Annotated in this window: 12 protein-coding genes; 10 read left to right on the forward strand and 2 right to left on the reverse strand. The window is 69.2% G+C overall.

The annotated features are described in order from the left end of the window. Nucleotides 1–28 precede the first annotated feature (28 nt). The 4 genes from ACWAT3_RS04905 to ACWAT3_RS04920 all read left to right on the forward strand — a co-directional run bounded on the left by ACWAT3_RS04905 (nt 29) and on the right by ACWAT3_RS04920 (nt 6,489). The gene (locus ACWAT3_RS04905; RefSeq protein ID WP_460796353.1) at nt 29–940 is read left to right on the forward strand and encodes an aldose 1-epimerase family protein; all 912 of its coding nucleotides are present in this window, start codon (nt 29–31) and stop codon (nt 938–940) included. A 17-nt stretch (nt 941–957) separates the two neighbouring features. Further along, nucleotides 958–2,232 carry a glycoside hydrolase family 27 protein gene (locus ACWAT3_RS04910; protein ID WP_460796792.1) on the forward strand — a complete coding sequence of 425 codons (1,275 nt, stop codon included), beginning with the start codon at nt 958–960 and terminating at the stop codon, nt 2,230–2,232. A 289-nt stretch (nt 2,233–2,521) separates the two neighbouring features. Then, a complete protein-coding gene (locus ACWAT3_RS04915) occupies nt 2,522–5,353 on the forward strand; it encodes a glycoside hydrolase family 43 protein (protein WP_460796354.1) in 2,832 nt (943 codons plus the stop codon). A 107-nt stretch (nt 5,354–5,460) separates the two neighbouring features. Next, the gene (locus ACWAT3_RS04920) at nt 5,461–6,489 is read left to right on the forward strand and encodes a LacI family DNA-binding transcriptional regulator (protein WP_460796356.1); all 1,029 of its coding nucleotides are present in this window, start codon (nt 5,461–5,463) and stop codon (nt 6,487–6,489) included. A gap of 5 nt (nt 6,490–6,494) precedes the next feature. On the opposite strand, the gene ACWAT3_RS04925 is transcribed toward ACWAT3_RS04920, so the two are convergent. Further along, the gene (locus ACWAT3_RS04925) at nt 6,495–8,636 is read right to left on the reverse strand and encodes an alpha-galactosidase (RefSeq protein WP_460796357.1); all 2,142 of its coding nucleotides are present in this window, start codon (nt 8,634–8,636) and stop codon (nt 6,495–6,497) included. After that, nucleotides 8,633–9,658, reverse strand: coding sequence for a LacI family DNA-binding transcriptional regulator (locus tag ACWAT3_RS04930; protein ID WP_460796359.1), 1,026 nt, complete (start codon nt 9,656–9,658; stop codon nt 8,633–8,635). Before ACWAT3_RS04930 ends, ACWAT3_RS04925 begins: the two co-directional genes overlap by 4 nt. A 285-nt stretch (nt 9,659–9,943) precedes the next feature. Here ACWAT3_RS04930 and ACWAT3_RS04935 point away from each other — a divergent pair, with 285 nt between their 5' ends. From ACWAT3_RS04935 to ACWAT3_RS04960, 6 genes are all read left to right on the forward strand, one after another. After that, nucleotides 9,944–11,266: an ABC transporter substrate-binding protein gene (locus tag ACWAT3_RS04935; protein WP_460796360.1), complete on the forward strand. Its 1,323-nt coding sequence runs from the start codon at nt 9,944–9,946 to the stop codon at nt 11,264–11,266. A 19-nt stretch (nt 11,267–11,285) separates the two neighbouring features. After that, on the forward strand, nt 11,286–12,278 hold the full coding sequence (locus tag ACWAT3_RS04940) for a carbohydrate ABC transporter permease (protein WP_460796363.1): 993 nt from the start codon (nt 11,286–11,288) through the stop codon (nt 12,276–12,278). Continuing rightward, on the forward strand, nt 12,275–13,174 hold the full coding sequence (locus ACWAT3_RS04945; protein WP_460796365.1) for a carbohydrate ABC transporter permease: 900 nt from the start codon (nt 12,275–12,277) through the stop codon (nt 13,172–13,174). The genes ACWAT3_RS04940 and ACWAT3_RS04945 overlap by 4 nt, the downstream gene beginning before the upstream one ends. After that, nucleotides 13,171–15,636 carry a glycoside hydrolase family 2 protein gene (locus ACWAT3_RS04950; protein ID WP_460796366.1) on the forward strand — a complete coding sequence of 822 codons (2,466 nt, stop codon included), beginning with the start codon at nt 13,171–13,173 and terminating at the stop codon, nt 15,634–15,636. The genes ACWAT3_RS04945 and ACWAT3_RS04950 overlap by 4 nt, the downstream gene beginning before the upstream one ends. Then, nucleotides 15,633–16,631 (forward strand): glycoside hydrolase family 113, encoded by a 999-nt coding sequence (locus ACWAT3_RS04955; protein ID WP_460796368.1) that lies wholly within the window; start codon nt 15,633–15,635, stop codon nt 16,629–16,631. The genes ACWAT3_RS04950 and ACWAT3_RS04955 overlap by 4 nt, the downstream gene beginning before the upstream one ends. A 104-nt stretch (nt 16,632–16,735) precedes the next feature. Continuing rightward, on the forward strand, nt 16,736–18,307 hold the full coding sequence (locus tag ACWAT3_RS04960) for a hypothetical protein (RefSeq protein WP_460796370.1): 1,572 nt from the start codon (nt 16,736–16,738) through the stop codon (nt 18,305–18,307). Nucleotides 18,308–18,314: the final 7 nt, after the last annotated feature.

Raw genomic sequence — 18,314 nt, forward strand, 5'->3', positions numbered from 1 at the left:
GTGGATATCTCCGACCGAAAGGACCCGCATGACCCCGATCTCCGGCCGGCAGTTCCGCATCGCGGCATCCGGATACGAAGCCGACATCGCGAGCATCGGCGCGTCGCTGCGCTCGCTGACGTTCGACGGACGCGACCTCGTCGTGCCCTTCGATGCCGATGAGCTGCGTCCCGGCTACCGCGGTACGACGCTCGCTCCGTGGCCGAACCGCATCGTCGACGGCCGCTATTCCTTCGCGGGCGTCGAGCATCAGCTCGCGCTCACCGAGCCGAGCCGCGGCCAGGCGCTGCACGGGCTGCTGTCCTGGGTGGATTTCGCCGAGCGGACCGTCGAGGCGGACCGCGTAGTGCTCGGGGCGGTCATCGCGCCGCAGGACGGGTATCCGTTCCGCATCGACGTCGAGACCGAGTACCGCCTCGACGCGGACGGTCTGCAGCAGACGGTCACGGCGCGCAACCTCGGGACGGATGCCGCACCGTGGGGCACCGGACCGCACCCGTATCTCGTGGCCGGTGACGGATGCGTGGACGAGTGGACGTTCGCGCTTCCGGCATCCGAAGTCCTGACCGTGACGCCAGACCGGCTGAGCCCCGTGGCCGTCGATCCGGTGACCGACCACCCGGAGTGGGACTTCCGAGGGGCGCGCGAGATCGGCGAGGTGTTCATCGACCACGCGTTCACCTCGCTCTCGCGCACCGACGGCATCGCCGAGGTGCGGCTGACCACAGCCGACGGCACCGGCGTCGCGATGCGCTGGGATGAGCGCTGCCCCTGGGTGCAGGTGCACACCGCCGACACCGGCATCGATGCGACGCATCGGATCGGCCTCGCCGTCGAGCCGATGACCTGCCCGCCAGACGCCTTCAACTCCGGTGTCGACCTCGTCGTGCTGGAGCCGGGTGCGTCGCACGCAGCCTCCTGGCGGATCGCCGCGCTGTGACCGTGTCGCGACCGCCGATGGGGTGGAACAGCTGGGACTGCTACGGCACCACCGTCACCGAGGCCGAGGTCATCGCCAACGCCGAGTTCATGGCCGAGCACCTGCTGCCGTACGGATGGGACACGATCGTCGTCGACATCGACTGGGCCGACCCCACCGCGCGATCGCACGGCTACAACGCGGATGCCCCGCTGCACCTCGACGCGCACGGCCGGCTGATCCCCGACCCAGAGCGCTTCCCGAGCTCCGCCGGGGGAGCGGGCTTCGCCCCGATCGCGGCGCGCGTGCACGAACTCGGCCTGCGCTTCGGCATCCACACCATGCGTGGCATCCCGCGGCGGGCCGTCGCGCAGGACCTCCCGATCCTCGGAGCGGATGCACTCGCATCCGCGGTCGCCGACGCGACCAACGTGTGCGAGTGGAACCCCGACATGCTCGGGCTCGACCACACGCAGCCGGCGGCGCAGGCGTACTACGACTCCACGCTCGCGCTCTACGCCGAATGGGGCGTCGACTTCATCAAGGCCGACGACATGCTCTGGCCGTACCAGGCGGCCGATGTCGCGGCGTACGCCACGGCGATCGAGCGCTCCGGACGCGACATCGTGCTCAGCCTCTCGCCCGGCCGCGACCTGTCGCTCGAACGGCTCGATCACCTGCGCGAGCACGCCGACATGTGGCGCATCTGCGACGACCTGTGGGATCAGTGGTCGGATGTCGAGGCGAACTTCGCCCGCTTCGCCCGCTGGGCGCCGTTCGCGGGGCCCGAGGGCTGGCCGGACGGCGACATGCTGCCGCTCGGACGCATCGGCATCCGTGCGGAACGCGGCGAGCCGCGCGACGATCTGCTCACCCCTGATGAGCGCATCTCGCTGCTGACGCTGTGGGTCATCGCCCGCTCGCCGCTCATGATCGGCGGCGACCTGCCCTCGTCCGACCCGGCGACGATCGCGCTGTTCCAGAACGCGGACGTGCTCGCGGTCCTGTCCCGGTCGAGCCGCAACCGCGAGGTCTTCCGCGAGGGGGCGCTCGTGCTGTGGGCCGCGGACGGTGCCGACGGCGAGCGCTACGCCGCCGCCTTCAACCTGGGCTCCGAGCCGATGGATGCGGTTCTGGATGCCGGAAACATCGGCTTCCCGGCATCCGGTGCCGCGACCGAACTGTGGACCGGACGCGACGTGCCGCTCGCGCCGGTCGTCGTGCAGAGCGACGACGCGCGCGGCGTGGCCCCGGGGAGCGCAGCCCTGCGCGTGACCCTTCCCCCGCACGGCGCGGCGCTGCTGCGGATCTGACGCGCGCTCCTTCCGGTCGCAGCGGGCGCCGCCCCTGCGACCGGAAGCGGCGTTCCCGTCGCAGTTCGCGCCGCCTCCGCGGAGGTCGGCAGCGTTCCGGTCTCACTCTGTGCCGCTTCCGCGTGGTCTGAGCGGCATCAACTGCGACCGGAACCGCGGCGACCGCACCGCTCGCACGCGACGCGGGGCTTGTCACCGGACGCCGCGGACTGCTTGGATATGTGTTGACGTCAACTGTTGACGTCAACACACCCGTCGGACGGGTGCTTCGATCCACAAGGGAGTGCGAATGACGAAGTCGACCCGCGCCGCGATGGTGGCTTGTGCCGCCGCGGTGCTGACCGTGGTGGCGGCGGTGCCTGCGCATGCCGCCGTGCCGACCGGAGACCCGGTGACGTACACCGCGTATCCGGCGATCCAGGATCCGGGAGCCGGTGCAGCCGGCTACTTCCAGCCGTTCTGGTTCGACGACAACGGCGCGCACATCCAGGCGCACGGCGGCGCCGTGGTCAGTGCGCAGGAGCTCGGCGTCGACGGCGGCGACGTCGTGACCGGTGCCGAGGACGGGCGCACCGTCTACTACTGGTACGGCGAGGACCGCAGCAACGGCTACTACGGCAGCCCCGGTGTGCATGCGTACAAGTCCTACGACACTCTCAACTGGACGGACGAGGGCATCGTCCTGCGCTCGGTCTCCAGCGCAGAGGAGTTCGAGACCGACTACTTCGATGCCCTGTACGACACCGTCGACGATGCAGGACAGCCGCGCACCGAGCGCATCGCCGAGCTGAACTACCACCTCAACACGAGCGACGCTGCCGAGTTCACCACGATCTTCGAGCGTCCCAAGGCGCTGTACAACGCGAGCACGGGCAAGTGGGTGCTGTGGTGGCACTCGGACGGCCAGACGACACCAGGCGGCAGCATGTACGCCCGTTCGATGGCCGGCGTCGCCGTCTCGGACAGCCCCACGGGTCCGTTCCGGATGACCGGCGTGTACCGGATGCCGAACCGCACCGACTACAAGGCCTGCATCTCCGCAGCGGTGCCAGGCCAGGCGCGCGACATGACCGTCTTCCAGGACGACGACGGCATCGCGTACATCGTCTACTCGTCCGAGGAGAACCGCTCGCTGTACATCGCGGAGCTCGACGCGTCGTACACGAACGTCACTCACACGACCGGCTCCGACACCCTGAACGTCGGGCAGTACTCGGAAGACGGTCGCTACCCGTACGTCTTCGCCGACGGAACGGCCGACGCACCCGTGCGCGGCGAGGACTTCCAGATCGTGAAGGAGTGCGGGATGCTCGAGGCCCCCGCGCTCTTCCAGCACGGCGGCAAGTACTACGCGGTCGCATCGGGAGCGACGGGCTGGGCACCGAACCCGCAGACCTATCACACGGCTGACAGCATCCTCGGCACCTGGATCCGCGGCGTCGAGTCCGACGACTCCTCCGAGACCGTCGCCTACAACGCGATCCCGGAGGGCGGCGACGGGCTGCTCTCGATCGGCGACACCCGCCGCACCACGTTCGGCTCGCAGTCCACGAACGTGCTGGATCTCGGTGGCGGACGCTTCGTCTACATGGGCGACCGGTGGAACTCCGGTGCCGCGGATTCCACCTACGTCTGGCTTCCCATCACGATCGGTGAGAACGGGCGCGCCGAGATGCGCAACCCCGCTGTCGAGGATCCGACCCGCTGGGCGAACGGCTGGGATGCCACGTACTTCGACTCCCACGGCCTCGGCACCGAGATCTGGAGCGTCACGGACGACGGTCTGCCCGAGACGGTCGAGCCGGGTGCGGACCTGGCCGGCGTTCTGCCCGCCACGGTTCCGGTGAAGGTCGGCGAGACGACCGTCGAGACCGCGGTCACCTGGAGCGCCACGTCGTTCCCCGAGCGCGGCACGCAGACGATCACCGGGACGCTGGCCGCCGACGCGGACTTCACCGAGGGGCGCACCTTCACCCGCACGATCGAGGTGGCCACCCCCGGCATCGTGAACCTCGCCCTGGAATCGGCGGTGTCGGCGTCCAGCAGGCTGGACCTCGCCCCCACCGTCGCCGACGGCAACGTCAAGGGCAAGGGCTGGGATGACTGGGTCGGCGGCGGCGCGTACCCGAAGTCGAGCTGGCTGTCGTTCTCCTGGCCGCTCGCGCAGGATGTCGACGAGGCCGTCGTGCACACGTACAAGGACGGTGCGGGCGCGACCTGGCCGTCGCACGTCGCGGCCGAGTATCTGGATGCCGCGGGCGACTGGGTCCCGGCGGACGCCGGTGTCGACATCGCACAGGATGCGTCGGCATCCGCTCCGGTGGCGAAGCTGGACCTCTCCGACCTTCCGCAGACCAACGGGGTGCGGTTGCAGCTGACGACGCAGACGAGCACCTGGCAGTCGATCTCGGAGGTGCAGATCTGGGGTGCGGACGGCATCGATGACATCTGCGCCGCCGAGGGCACGACGGTGTCGGCGAGCTTTCACCAGACCGAGTGGGCCACGCTGCCGGCGCAGAACGCCTGCGACGGCAAGGCGACGACCTCGTGGTCGACGTGGACCGGCGGCACGGCGCAGGACTCGGCGACTTTCACTGTCGAGCCGGCCGCTGCCGCGGTCATCGACCGCGTCGGATTCACCAACATCGAGGGGACGATCGCCGGCGTGAGCGTCGAGTACCGCGACGCGCAGGGCACCTGGCACGCGACCACGGCGCAGGACGTCGCGCCGAGCGCCAACGGCAAGCCCACGACGGTCCTGTTCGATCCGGTGCTCGCCTCGGCGCTCCGGTTGAACTACGCGACGCCGGGCTCGTACCTGAAGATCCCGGTCCTCGCGGTGGGAACGACGCCTGCCGATGTCGTGCCGGCCGTGACCACTCGGTGCATCGCCGGCAAGGTGCAGCTCGTCTCGACCGTGCGCAACAGCGGCGCGAGCACGACGGATGCCGTCGTCGAAACGCCGTTCGGCCGCCGTGTGATCGAGGAGGTCGATCCCGGGGCCACCGGCCAGGCCGTTGCCGCCACCAAGCGCGCAGCGGTCGACGCGGGTGAGATCACGATGACGGTCGGCGAGACGCAGGTGACCGCGGGCTACGCCGCGGCGACCTGCACGAAGTAGCCCCGGCGTTTCGAATCGCTCGGATGGCCCTCGGATGCGTCCGGGAACGGTCATTCGGGCGATTCGAACGCGGGCGCGGGAGCGGGACCGGCGAGTAGGGTTCAAGAGTGAGCAGGACCACCGGACGCGTGACGATCGCGGACATCGCGGCCCGCGCCGGTGTGTCGATCGGTGCAGTCTCGTTCGCGCTCAACGGTCGCAAAGGGGTCTCGCAGGAGACCCGCGCCCGCATTCTCGCCGTCGCCGATGAGCTCGGCTGGGCGCCGGCGAGCGCCGCGCGCTCGCTCGCCGGAGCGAAGACCGCGACGTTCGGGCTCGTGCTCGCGCGCGATCCGCGCAACCTCGGTGTCGAGTCCTTCTACATGCAGTTCCTCGCCGGCATCGAGACCGAGCTCTCGCTGCGCAACCACGGCCTGCTGCTGCAGGTCGTCCCCGATCTCGAGAGCGAGCTCGAGACCCTGCGCGGCTGGCACAAGGCCCGTCGCGTCGACGGCGTGATCGTCACCGATGTGCGCGTCGACGACCCGCGCATCGCGTATCTCGCCGACACTCCCGGGCTCCCGGCCGTGGTGGTGGGCGATCCGAGCGTGGCCGAGGGCCTGACGACGGTCGGCACCGACGACGCGACCGCCGCCCGTGCGGCCGTCCGTCACCTCGTCGACCTCGGCCACCGGCGCATCGCCCGCGTCGCGGGGATGGTCGAGCTCGCGCACACGCGCATCCGGGACGAGGCCTTCCTCGACGAGATGCGGATGCGGGATGCCGAGTCCATCGTGCTGCACACTGACTTCACCCCCGCCGAGGGCGTGGCGGCGACGAGATCGGCTCTGACCGGACCGGACGTCCCGACCGCGATCATCTACGACAACGACATCATGGCGGTGGCGGCGCTGGGCGTCGCGGCTCAGCTCGGCATCCGGGTCCCCGACGACCTGTCGATCATCGCGTGGGACGATTCGGTGCTGTGTCAGCACACGTATCCGCGGCTGACGTCGCTGAGCCATGACGTCGTGAACTTCGGCGCGCACGTGGCGCGGCGGCTGTTCGACGTCGTCGGGGGAGCGGCCCCGGAAGCCGATCTCGACTCCACGCCGGTGCTGCAGCCGCGCGAGTCCACCGGACCCGCGCGGCCGTAAGCCGTTCAGTCGACCGCGGTCAGGTGCAGCACCAGCGCCTGAGCCGGCCACAGGGTCGGCAGCTGAAGGCCGACCCGCTCGAGCACCGCACCGGGAAGAGTGATCTCTCCTGCCCGCACCCACGGCGGGAGGACCCAGCCCATCCTCGTCTCGCCGATCTCGTCGCGCACGCGCACGCGGTAGTGCCGGTCGGGGTTCAGCCCCGGCAGGCGCAGCCGCTCGGCTCGGGCGTCCTCGATGCTCGCGACGGTCGCGATCACGAATACGGCCTGTGCGGCATCCCGTGCCACGTGGCCGGACACGCGCCAGGCGGGGTCGCGCAGATCCGGGTGCACCACGCGACCGGTGTGCACGATCGGACGCAGCTCGCGGTACAGCGCCGTGAAACGCGCCAGCGCCGCAGCCTCGTCGGCGTCGCAGGCGAGAATGTCCCACTCCAGGCCCGCGCAGCCGAGCAGGCTCGTCGCGATCCGATACGAGAGGTCGGTCACGCGCCCCGAGCTGTGCGACTCGGTCGGGCCGACGTGCGCGCCGACCAGCTCGGGCGGAAGCAGCAGCCCCGTCCAGCGCTGGATGTCCTGCCGCTCGATCGGGTCGTTCGAATCGCTCGCCCACACGCGATCGGTCACCTGCACGATGCCGAGATCCGTCCGGGCCCCGCCGCTGGAGCACGACTCGATCTCCAGCCCTGGATGCCGTGACGTGAGCGCGCCGATCAGCTCGAGCACGGCGGCCGTCTGGGCGTGCGACCCGGGGATGCCGTCGTGCACGCTCTCGACCAGGTCGCGATTGTGGTCCCACTTGATGTAGTCGATGCCGAGCTCGCTCACCAGGGCGCTCATCTGCGCGAGGATGTGGGCCGCGGCATCCGGGTTCGCGAGGTCGAGCACGTACTGCGTCCGCCAGCTCAGCGCCGGGTCGTGCGCGAGATGGCGCTGGTCGTGCAGGAGCCAGTCCGGATGCGCGCGGGCGAGGTCCGAATCGAGGCTGATCATCTCGGGCTCGAACCAGAGGCCGAACTGCATTCCGAGCGCGTGCACCCGGTCGGACAGCACGCCGAGGCCGTCCGGCCAGGCGCGGGTGTCGACGATCCAGTCGCCCAGGCTCGTGGTGTCGTCGTCGCGGCCGACGAACCAGCCGTCGTCGAGCACGAAGCGTTCGACGCCCACCTCGGCGGCGCGCTCCGCGAGCGCGATGAGGCGGTCGGGGGACTGGCGGAAGTACACGGCCTCCCACGTGTTCAGCGTGAACGGCCGGTCGGTGCGCGGATGCTGCGGGCGCGAGCGCAGCCAGTCGTGCACGCGCGCCGCCATCGCGTCGAGGCCATCCGCGGCGTACGAGAACACGACGGTCGGGGCGGAGTACGCGGCGCCTGGCGCGAGCACCAGCTCGCCGGGGCGGAACAGCTCGCCGCCGCCGATCAGCGTGATGCTGTCGGTCACGCGGTCGGTGCGGTACGTCGTATCGCTCGGCCACGCCACGTGCGATGCCCACACGCGCCCCGAGCGCCAGCGGGGCTCCGCCTCGGAGGCGATGAGGAGCGTCGCGGCGTCGTGCCCGGGGCGGCCTCGGCGGGACTGCCTCGCGATCGAGCCCGCCGGGAAGCCGGTCGTGACCGGGCGCTTCTCCCTGGTCCACCGGCCGTCGAAGGTCGTCAGGTGCGAGGCGGTCGTCGGAACGGGAAGCGTCGGCTCGAGCCATTCCACCTCGACGGCTGGCGCGTCGGCGGCCCCGGCGTGCCGCAGCGCGGCGTCGACCAGGACGAGCCCGCCGTCGGCGATCGCGATGCGCTGCGTCAGCATGAGACCGCTGGATCCGTCGCGGGCGGTCACCTCCAGCGCTTCGGCGGTGCCGGATGCCGTCTCGAGCGTCCAGCGGGGGTGGTGCAGGCGGCCGTCGCGGCGCAGTTGCACGCCTGGTCGTCCGCTCCAGCCGTCGGCCTCGGCGGGCAGGAGGTTCAGCTGCACCGCGGCATCCAGGGTGCCCGGCGCACTCTGGCGGCCGAGGGCGTCGGCCGCGGACTCGAGGTCCGTCGCGCTCAGTGGGCCGAGGGTGTCCCCCCAGTGCAGGATGCGGGGCAGGTCATCGCCGCGGGCGTCGATGACGAGGCAGACCCCGTCGCGCTCCAGTGCGAACATTCCGGTCATGCGTCGTTCCTCTCCTGCGGCGGGCGCTCGCCCGTGCCGCGTTCGACGATCCAGGTGGGGAGTTCGATGCGGCGAGGAGGGCCCGCGGGGTCCTGCATCCGCTCCATCGCCAATCGTGCGGCCTGGCGGCCCATCTCGACGGGGTCGTAGGTGATCACCGTGACGCCGATGATGTCGGCGGTGTCGAAGTCGTCGAAGCCGATGAGCGCTGTGCGCTCGTCCTCGCGGTCGCTCAGGGCGCGCAGGGCACCGATGGTCATGCGATTGTTGCCCGTGATGATCGCGGTCGGAGCATCCTCCGAATCGAGCAGCTCGCCGACGATGGCGTCGGGAAGTTCGGTGCGGTGGTCGCTCAGCCGGCACCACGCGTCCGTGTCGTGGATGCCCGCCTCGGCCATCGCGGCGCGATAGCCCGCGATGCGGTCCACCTGGGTGGAGACGCTCGACGGGTTGCAGACATACCCGATGCGCCGGTGCCCGAGCGCGAGCAGCCTGCGGGTCGCCTCGTGCAGGATCCGGCGGTTCTCGAGGACGATCGCGTCCGCCAGGACGTTCGTGGCGGCACGGTCGATGGAGATCACCGGGGTCCCCAGCTGGCGCTCGCCCTCGAGGTACGCCTGGTCGTCCGCGACCGGGATGATCAGCAATGCGCCGATGCGCTGCCCGAGGAGTGCGTCGACAACGCGCGCCTCGCCGGCGGCGGTGTCATCCGTCGTCGCGAGCAGCAGGTGGTGGCCGTGCGGGGCGATCTCGGTCTCGATGCCCGAGGCGACCTTGTAGTAGAACGGGTTGCCGAACTCGCCCATCACGAAACCGACCGTGTCGGTGCCGCCGCCGCGCCGCAGATGCTGGGCGAGGGTGTTCGGCCGGAAGCGCAGGCGCGTCGCCGCCGCCTGCACGCGCTCCGCCGTCCCCGGCCCGACGAGCTCGGGCTGGTTGAACACCCGGGAGACCGTCTTCGCGCTGACTCCGGCGAGGCGCGCGACATCGTCCAGGGTGGCCCGAGGCTGCACAGTCGTCATCGAAAAGGCTCTCGTTCGGAGTCGTGAATGCGCTCCATCGTAGCCACGAAACCAGCCATGACAACGACGGACAGCAGACGCGCTCGAGCGGACGACTGAAAGAGCCGGTGAGAAAAGCCCAGATCATTCGGTAGAAGAGGGGTCGAATTTCAGGCCCGCGGTGGGGCAGTATTTGACTAAAGCGCTTTACATTCGCCGGACTCTGTCCTACGCTGACATCCACATCCGGCGGGTCCTGTTCTGCTGCTCCGCCGGTCGACTGCCACCACATCAAGGGAGATTCACATGGCATCACGCAAGGCAATTGCCGGCCTTGTCGTCGCAGCGACGACCGCAGCGCTCCTGCTCACGTCGTGCTCGAGCGGCGGCGGCGGCGACGACGCGGACAACACGATCGACGGCGAGGTCACGGGCGACATCAAAGTCGTGACCTGGCGCACCGACCTCGTCGAGGACGGCACGCTCGACGCGTACGCCGAGGAGTTCACCAAGAAGTATCCGGACGTCACGGTCACGTTCGAGGGCATCACCGACTACGCGGGCGAGATGCTCACCCGCATGAGCACCGACAACTACGGCGACGTGATCGGCATCCCCGCGATCCAGCCCGACCAGTACGAGCAGTTCCTCGAGCCGCTCGGCGACACGGCCGACTTCGAGGACACCTACCGCTTCCTCCCAGCGGCGAGCTACGAGGGCACCCAGTACGGCATCGCGTTCGGCGGCAACGCGAACGGCGTCGTCTACAACAAGAAGGTCTTCGAAGCGGCCGGCGTCTCCGAACTGCCGACCAGCGAGGACGAATGGCTGGATGCGCTGCAGAAGGTCAAGGACTCGACCGAGGCCGTTCCGATGTACACGAACTACAAGGACGGCTGGCCGCTGACGCAGAGCTTCGGCAACCTCGGTGGCATCACGGACGATGCGGATGCCCCGATCACCCTCGCCGAGGACCCCGCTCCGTGGACCGAGGGGACCGACATGTACGCGATCGATGGTCTCCTGTACGAGACGGTCGCCGCCGGTCTCACCGAGGCCGACCCGCTCACCACGAACTGGGAGCAGTCCAAGGTCGACCTCGGCACGGGCAAGATCGCCACGATGCCGCTCGGCTCGTGGGCGATCTCGCAGGTGAAGCAGGCCGCCGAGGACAATGGGGCCTCAGCGGACGACATCGGCTTCATGGCGTTCCCCGCCAACGTCGACGGCACCCAGCTCGCGGTGATCGGCGGCGACTACAACCTCGCCGTCAGCAAGCACTCGAAGTCGAAGGCCGCCGCCTGGGCGTGGATCCAGTGGGTCGTGTCCGAGTCCGGGTACACCGAGACGCAGGGGATGGTCTCGCCGCTCAAGGATGCGCCGCTGCCGGACTCGCTCACCGATTTCGAGGCGGCCGGCGTCGAGCTCATGGAGATCAACGCGGCCCCCGCAGGCAAGGAAGGGCTGCTCAACGAGGTCTCCAGCGACTCGCAAATCGACCTGTACGGCCCGATCTACCGGCAGAAGCTCATCGATGTGGCGCGCGGCGCAGCCGACGGCGACAAGGAGAGCTACTTCGCCGAGCTGAACGAGCGCTGGGGCGCGTCGGTCGACAAGCTCGCAGGCTGAGGCAGAGGGCGGCAGAGACATGGCCATCGCAACATCGGGCGCGGCGCCCGCGGACAGCACTGCCGCCCTCACGACGCCCACGCGGCCCGGTCGGTTCGGCGGCACGCGCCGTCGGACCGACCCGACCCGCAGCGGAGTGGCGGGCAAGGGCCCGCTGCAGAAGCTCACCCCCTGGTTCTTCCTCGCCGGCGCGGTCGGACTGCTGCTGCTGTTCACCTACTGGCCGGCGCTGAACCTCTTCTACTTCAGCGTCACCGACTGGGACGGCATCGATCTCGAGAAGAACTTCGTCGGGCTCGACAACTTCGTCGAGGTGTTCACGGATCCGCGCATCTTCTCGGTGTTCGGGGTCAGCCTCTACTACTTCGCCGCGTCGTTCGCTCAGATGGCGATCGCGCTGTACTTCGCCACGATCCTGAGCTTCTCGACGCGGTTCTCGAACCTCTTCCGCGGCATCCTGTTCTTCCCCTATCTGATCAACGGCGTCGCGATCGGATTCGTCTTCCTCTATCTCTTCCAGCCCGGCGGCACGCTCGACACCGTGCTGGGCTGGTTCGGGATGGTCGATCCGCCGCAGTGGCTCGGCGACCCCGACATCGTCAACTGGTCGCTGTCGGCGACCTCGGTCTGGCGCTACACGGGCATGAACTTCGTGCTGTTCCTCGGCGCGATCCAGTCGATCCCGCATGAACTGTATGAAGCGGCGGATCTGGACGGCGCCAGCCGATGGCAGCAGTTCTGGGCCATCATCTTCCCCGGCATCCGACGCGTGATCGGACTGTCGTTCATCCTCGCGATCTCGGGCAGCCTGGCCGTCTTCGAGATCCCGTTCATCATGACCGGCGGGGCGAACGGCTCCGCCACCTTCGTGATCCAGACCCTGCAGACCGCGTTCACGTTCCGCAACGTCGGGCTCGCATCCGCCATGGCGGTGGTGCTGCTGGCGATCGTGCTGGTCGTCACCTGGATCCAGCGCAAGGTGTTCCCTGACGAGAAGGTCGACCTGACATGACCACCGCAACCGAGCGCACCATGCCCGTGCGCACCACTCCGCCGCGGACGATCCGCGGACGCTCGTTCCTCGATCGTCTCAAAGGAGGCAGCGCGACCACCGCGAAGTACACCAGCCTGGTGATCGCGGCGATCGTCACCCTCCTCCCGCTGTCGGTGCTGCTGTTCGCGAGCATGAAGACCGCGCCCGAATACGCGCAGACGGGGCCCTTCGACCCGCCGGCGAACTGGCTGAACTTCGAGAACTTCATCACCGCGTTCACGAGCGGGAAGATGCTCGAGGGGTTCGTGAACACCACGATCGTGCTGGTGGTGTCGCTGGTGGGCACGATCCTGCTCGGCACCATGGCCGCCTATGCTCTGGACCGGTTCGAGTTCCGTGGCAAGAAGCTCGTCTTCGCCCTGTTCCTCGTGGCAACCCTCATCCCGAGCGTCACGAGTCAGGTCGCGACCTTCCAGCTCATCAACGGCCTCGGCCTGTACGACACCAAAGCCGCACTGATCCTGCTCTTCATGGGCACCGATATCATCGCGATCTATCTGTTCATCCAGTTCATGCAGTCGATTCCGGTGTCGCTCGACGAGGCGGCCATGATCGACGGCGCCAACCGCTGGACGATCTACTGGCGCATCGTGCTGCCGCTGCTGAAGCCCGCCATCGCGACGGTCGTCATCATCAAGGGCATCGCGGTCTACAACGAGTTCTACACTCCGTTCCTCTACCTCCCGTCCGAGGGCCTGATCTCCACCTCGCTGTTCCGGTTCAAGGGACCGTTCGGTGCGCAGTGGGAGGTCATCGCCGCTGGTACCGTGCTCGTCATCATCCCCACTCTCATCGCCTTCCTCCTGCTTCAGCGCTGGATCTACAAGGGCCTCACCTCAGGAGCCGTCAAGTGACACTCGTCCGCACGCCGCTGCATTCCGACTGGACCGTCCGCGCCTCGCACGGACCGGCGCCCGAAGACATCGACGGCCGGATCATCCCCGCCGTGGTGCCCGGAGTCGTGCACATCGACCTGCTCGCTGCGGGGCTCATCCCGGATCCCTACCTCGATGACAACGAGTCTCTGCTGGCCTGGATCGGGCAGGTCGACTGGACCTATGAGACGACCTTCGGCTGGACCGCCGACGCGCACACCAGGCACGATCTCGTCTTCGACGGGCTCGACACCGTGGCGCAGGTGCGGCTGAACGGCCACGTCGTGCTCGAAGCCGCCAACCAGCACCGCACATACCGGGTCGACGTGCGCGACGCCCTCGTCGAAGGCGCGAACCGGCTCGAGGTCGCCTTCCGCTCGCCGGTGCGGCACGCGAACGCGCTGAGCCAGGAGCTCGCGCCCAGGCCGCGTGCCTACCCGACGCCGTTCGAGGCCATCCGCAAGTCGGCCTGCAGCTTCGGCTGGGACTGGGGCATCGCGACCGCGACGAGCGGCATCTGGCGGCCCGTGCGACTGGAATCGTGGTCCGTCGCCCGGATCGCCGAGGTGCGCGTGGCCGCCGACCGGGCCGAGCAGGGCGGGCGGCTCACCGCTCGGGTGCTGATCGAACGCGCGGATGCCGCAGACACCGCACCCCTGACGCTCGACGTGGCGGTCGCCGGCAGCACGACGACTGTGGATGTCGCAGGCGTCACCGCCGATATCGCCCTCGACGCTCCGGAAGCCGACCTGTGGTGGCCGATCGGCTACGGCGCGCAGGCGCTGCACACGGCATCCTTCACGCTGTCGGATGCCGACGGCGTGCGCGACGAGACCGAGCGCAGGGTCGGGTTCCGCTCGATCCGCTGGAACACCGAGACGGATGCCGATGGCACGCCGTTCACCCTGGTCGTGAACGACCAGGAGGTGTACGTCAAGGGCGTGAACTGGATCCCGGACGACGCGCTGTTCCCCCGCGTCGACCGCGCGCGCTACGAGCGTCGCCTCCGCCAGGCGGCGGCCGCGAACCTGAACCTCGTGCGGGTCTGGGGCGGGGGTATCTACGAGTCCGAGGACTTCTACGAACTGTGCGACGAGCTGGGGCTGCTGACCTGGCAGGACTTCCTGTTCGCCTGCGCCGCGTACCCGGAGGAGGAGCCCATCCGCAGCGAGGTCGAGGCGGAGGCACGTGAGCAGATCGTCCGGCTCTCGACGCACCCCTCGCTCGTGCTGCTCACCGGCAACAACGAGAACATCTGGGGCTACGAGGACTGGGGGTGGAAGCAGGAGCTCGACGGGAAGACCTGGGGCGCGTACTACTACTACGATCTGTTCCCGAAGCTCGTCGACGAGCTCGCCGCGCACGTGCCGTACAGCCCTGGCAGCCCGTTCAGCCCGAACGGCGAGCATCCGAATGCCGAGCCGCACGGCACCATGCACCTGTGGGAGCAGTGGAACCGGCAGGACTATCTGACCTACCGCGATCACGCGCCGCGTTTCGTCGCCGAGTTCGGCTGGCAGGGCCCGCCGGCGTGGTCGACCATGACGCGTTCGATCTCGGATGAGCCGCTGACACCGGAATCGCCGGGCATGCTCGTGCACCAGAAGGCGATGGAGGGCAACGTCAAGCTCACCCGCGGTCTGCTGCCGCACTTCCGCATGCCGACCGACACCGACACCTGGCACTGGGCGATGCAGCTGAACCAGGCGCACGCTGTGCGGTTCGCGCTCGAGCACTTCCGCTCGCTCGCTCCGCACAACTCGGGAGCCGTGGTGTGGCAGCTCAACGACTGCTGGCCGGTGACCTCGTGGGCCGCGATCGACGGCGACGAGCGGCTGAAGCCGTTGTGGCACGCCCTGAAGAACGCGTTCGCGCCGCGGGTCGTCACGATCCAGCCGCGCCCTTCGACAGGCTCAGGGACGGATGCCGGCCTGAGTGTCGTGGTCGGAAACGACACGGACGCCGCGTGGAGCGGTGACCTCGTCGTGCGCCGTGTGCGATTCGATGGGACCGCGCTCGCCGAGCAGACGGTGCCGGTCACGGCATCCGTTCGAGGGACGGCGACCGCCGCGATCGCCTCCGACGTTGCGACCGCGCAGGATGCCGCGGGCGAGCTGATCGTGGCGAGCATCGGAGATGTGCGCGGGTACTGGTACTTCACCGAGCCGCGGGACTCGCAGCTGCCGGCCGCGGACGTCTCGGTCGAGACGGTCGCGGTCGATGGGGGCACCGAGGTGCGCGTGACGGCGAACACCCTGGTGCGCGATCTGGCGCTGCTGGCGGACAAGGTGCATCCGGACGCGTTCACCGAGGACGGCCTCATGACGCTGCTGCCGGGCGAGACCGCGACGCTGCTCGTGCAGCACGTCGTCCCGATCGACGCGGCAGCGCTCGCGTCGCCGCGTGTCCTGCGCACCGCCAACGAGCTGGTCGGCCGGTGACCTCGTCCCCCAACTCCCTGAGCATGTCGAAGGGCGCCCCCTCCCTCGGATACATCGCAGGAATGACGTGGGGCTGGACGGGCGTTCGCGGCACCTGGGCGGCGGATGCGGCATCCGATTCGATGGCGGCGATGGTCGATCACGGGGTCACCTGGACCGCCCTCGCCTACGCTGTCGAGCAGGCCACCGCGCAGTCGACCGAGATGCCGTGGGATCAGGCGCCGACGGTCACCGAGACCGAGATCATCGGCGCGATCCGACAGGCCAAGGCGCTCGGGCTCAAAGTCTGTCTGAAGCCGGTCGTGAACGTGTCGGATGGCACGTGGCGCGCGTACATCGGGTTCTTCGACTGGGACGTCCCCGGGGAGCCGAGCTGGACGCAATGGTTCGCCTCGTATACGGAGTTCATCCTGCATGCGGCACGCATCGCCGAGGCGGAGGGGTGCGAGATGCTCTGCATCGGCTGCGAGATGGTCCGCGCGGATGCGCGCGCAGAAGAGTGGCGTGCACTCATCGCGGCCGTCCGCGAGGTCTACAGCGGCATCGTCACGTACAACTGCGACAAGTACCAGGAGGATCACGTGTCCTGGTGGGATGCCGTCGACGTGATCACCTCGAGCGGCTACTACCCGATCGACCGCTGGGATGCCGAGCTCGACCGCATCGAGGAGCTCGTCGCGGCATCCGGCAAGCCGTTCTTCTTCATGGAGGCCGGATGCCCTTCGCGCACCGGCTCGTCCGACAGGCCCAACGACTGGAGCCTGTCAGGGTCGCCATCCGGCGCGGAACAGCTGCGCTACTACCGCGCGATGTTCGCTGCCTGCGATGCTCGGCCGTGGGTGGGCGGCTTCATGCTGTGGGACTGGCCTCCGGCGCTGTACTCCGAGGCGGATGCCGCGGCGAACGACGACTACTGCCCGTACGGCAAGCCTGCGGGGGAGTTCCTGCGCGAGACCTACCGGGCCAAGACGTCCGGTGAGGCTTCCGGACGCTGAGCGCGTGACGGAAACCGCAGCCGTTCGAGGAGGGCAGATGACGCGCTGCCGGACGTCGTCAACCGAACCTGCGTGGGACGCCTGCTTGGTCCTACGATGAACTCGTGAACGAGACGCCGGAGAATCCGCAGCCCACCCCGCCCTCCGCGCCGGATCAGCCGGGCGCCGGTGATCACGCGTTCGAGGCAGTCATGTCGTCGGGCTCGGACGCACCGGTGGAGCCGGGCGCGTCGGATGCTCCGGCCTCCGCGCTGGCCGCCGCTCAGGCCGCTCCGGTGCCGGATGCCATCGCCCCGGCATCCGCGGCGTCGGACGCGAGCCAGCCGGACGCGGGTCAGGCGAACGCTGCCCAGCCGGGCGCTGCCCCGTCGGATGCCGCCCAGCCGCGCGCCGCGCAGCCCGAGTTCGTCGCTCCGGGCGTGCAGCCGTCGCCGGCGTCGCCCGAGGTCCCGGCGCAGCCGTACTCCGCTCAGCCGTATCCGGACCAGGCGTACCCGGCGCAGCCGTACACCGGTGATGCGTACGCGGCGGCTCCCGGCACGGTTCCGGCGCAGCCGTATCCGGGGGCGCCAGGCCAGCCGTACGCCGCGGCCGCGTACCCGGCCGGCTACGACCCGAATGCGCCCGCATACGATCCGAACGCCCCGGGAGGCGTCCCGCCCTACGGCGGCTACCCCGCCGCGGCTCCTGCGCCGAGGAAGCCGCTGTCGAAGGGTGCGCTGTTCGGCATCATCGGCGGCGCGGCGGCCGTCGTGCTCATCATCGCTGCGGCCCTCATCGTCCCCGCGATACTGCGCGGGCCGGCGATCACGGCATCCGATGTCGTCGAGGACTACCTGACCGCCCTCTCAGAGGGCGATGCCGAGGCGGCCCTCGAGTACGTCGAGACCTATGGTGATGACGCTCTGCTGACGGACGAGGTCCTCGCGGCGTCGCTCCAGCTCGGGGCGATCGACGACATCGTGGTCGAAGAGGTGTCAGACGGCAACGAGTTCGAGACCAGTGTCCCCGTCACGTTCACGATCGGCGGTGAGGAGGTCTCGCGCGACTTCCTCGTCTACAGCTACCTCGGGGACGACGACGACTGGCACATCGCCGACGGGCTGATCTCGGTCTCCGGCTTCTACGGATTCGAAGGTCTCGGGCTCACCGTGAACGGTGCCGAGGCGCCCGAGAACGCCGCGGTCTTCCCCGGCACGTACGAGCTCGCAGTCGGCGTTGAGCAGTTCGCGATCGAGGGCGACACGACGACCTTCGTCGTCGCCTCGGATGCGGATGCGGAAGCGCTGTGGGACCTGCGGCCGACGCTCACCGAGGACGGCGTCGCTCAGTTCCGGTCGCTCGTGCGCGCATCGGTCGAGGAATGCGTCGCGATGAACACCCTGACCACGCCGTGCGGTCTGGATCTCACCGGCATCGATCTCGACGGAGCCACTGCGGTCGACGGCACGGTGACGCGCACCATCACCGCCGAGGGACAGGCGACGCTCGACAGCATGACCGCCGAGGTCTCCTCCGGTTCGATCGTCACCTCGTACGACTCGGTCGACATCGACATGACCCTACAAGGCGACCAGGGCGGCTCGCGCCTGGACTTCGAGGTCCTGTTCGGCGGATACCTGAACTCGCCGAAGGTCGATTTCGCTGCCGAGACTCCGGCGGTCACCTGGGAGTGACCACGGC

The sequence above is a fragment of the Microbacterium sp. GXF0217 genome (assembly GCF_054798195.1).

What these genes read in the sequence shown, in the direction of transcription:
- ACWAT3_RS04915 (WP_460796354.1), top strand. Translation starts at nt 2,522, where the DNA reads ATGACGAAGTCGACCCGCGCCGCGATGGTGGCTTGTGCCGCCGCGGTG.
- ACWAT3_RS04905 (WP_460796353.1), top strand. Translation starts at nt 29, where the DNA reads ATGACCCCGATCTCCGGCCGGCAGTTCCGCATCGCGGCATCCGGATAC.
- ACWAT3_RS04930 (WP_460796359.1), bottom strand. Translation starts at nt 9,658, where the DNA reads ATGACGACTGTGCAGCCTCGGGCCACCCTGGACGATGTCGCGCGCCTC.
- ACWAT3_RS04910 (WP_460796792.1), top strand. Translation starts at nt 958, where the DNA reads ATGGGGTGGAACAGCTGGGACTGCTACGGCACCACCGTCACCGAGGCC.
- ACWAT3_RS04945 (WP_460796365.1), top strand. Translation starts at nt 12,275, where the DNA reads ATGACCACCGCAACCGAGCGCACCATGCCCGTGCGCACCACTCCGCCG.
- ACWAT3_RS04925 (WP_460796357.1), bottom strand. Translation starts at nt 8,636, where the DNA reads ATGACCGGAATGTTCGCACTGGAGCGCGACGGGGTCTGCCTCGTCATC.
- ACWAT3_RS04940 (WP_460796363.1), top strand. Translation starts at nt 11,286, where the DNA reads ATGGCCATCGCAACATCGGGCGCGGCGCCCGCGGACAGCACTGCCGCC.
- ACWAT3_RS04935 (WP_460796360.1), top strand. Translation starts at nt 9,944, where the DNA reads ATGGCATCACGCAAGGCAATTGCCGGCCTTGTCGTCGCAGCGACGACC.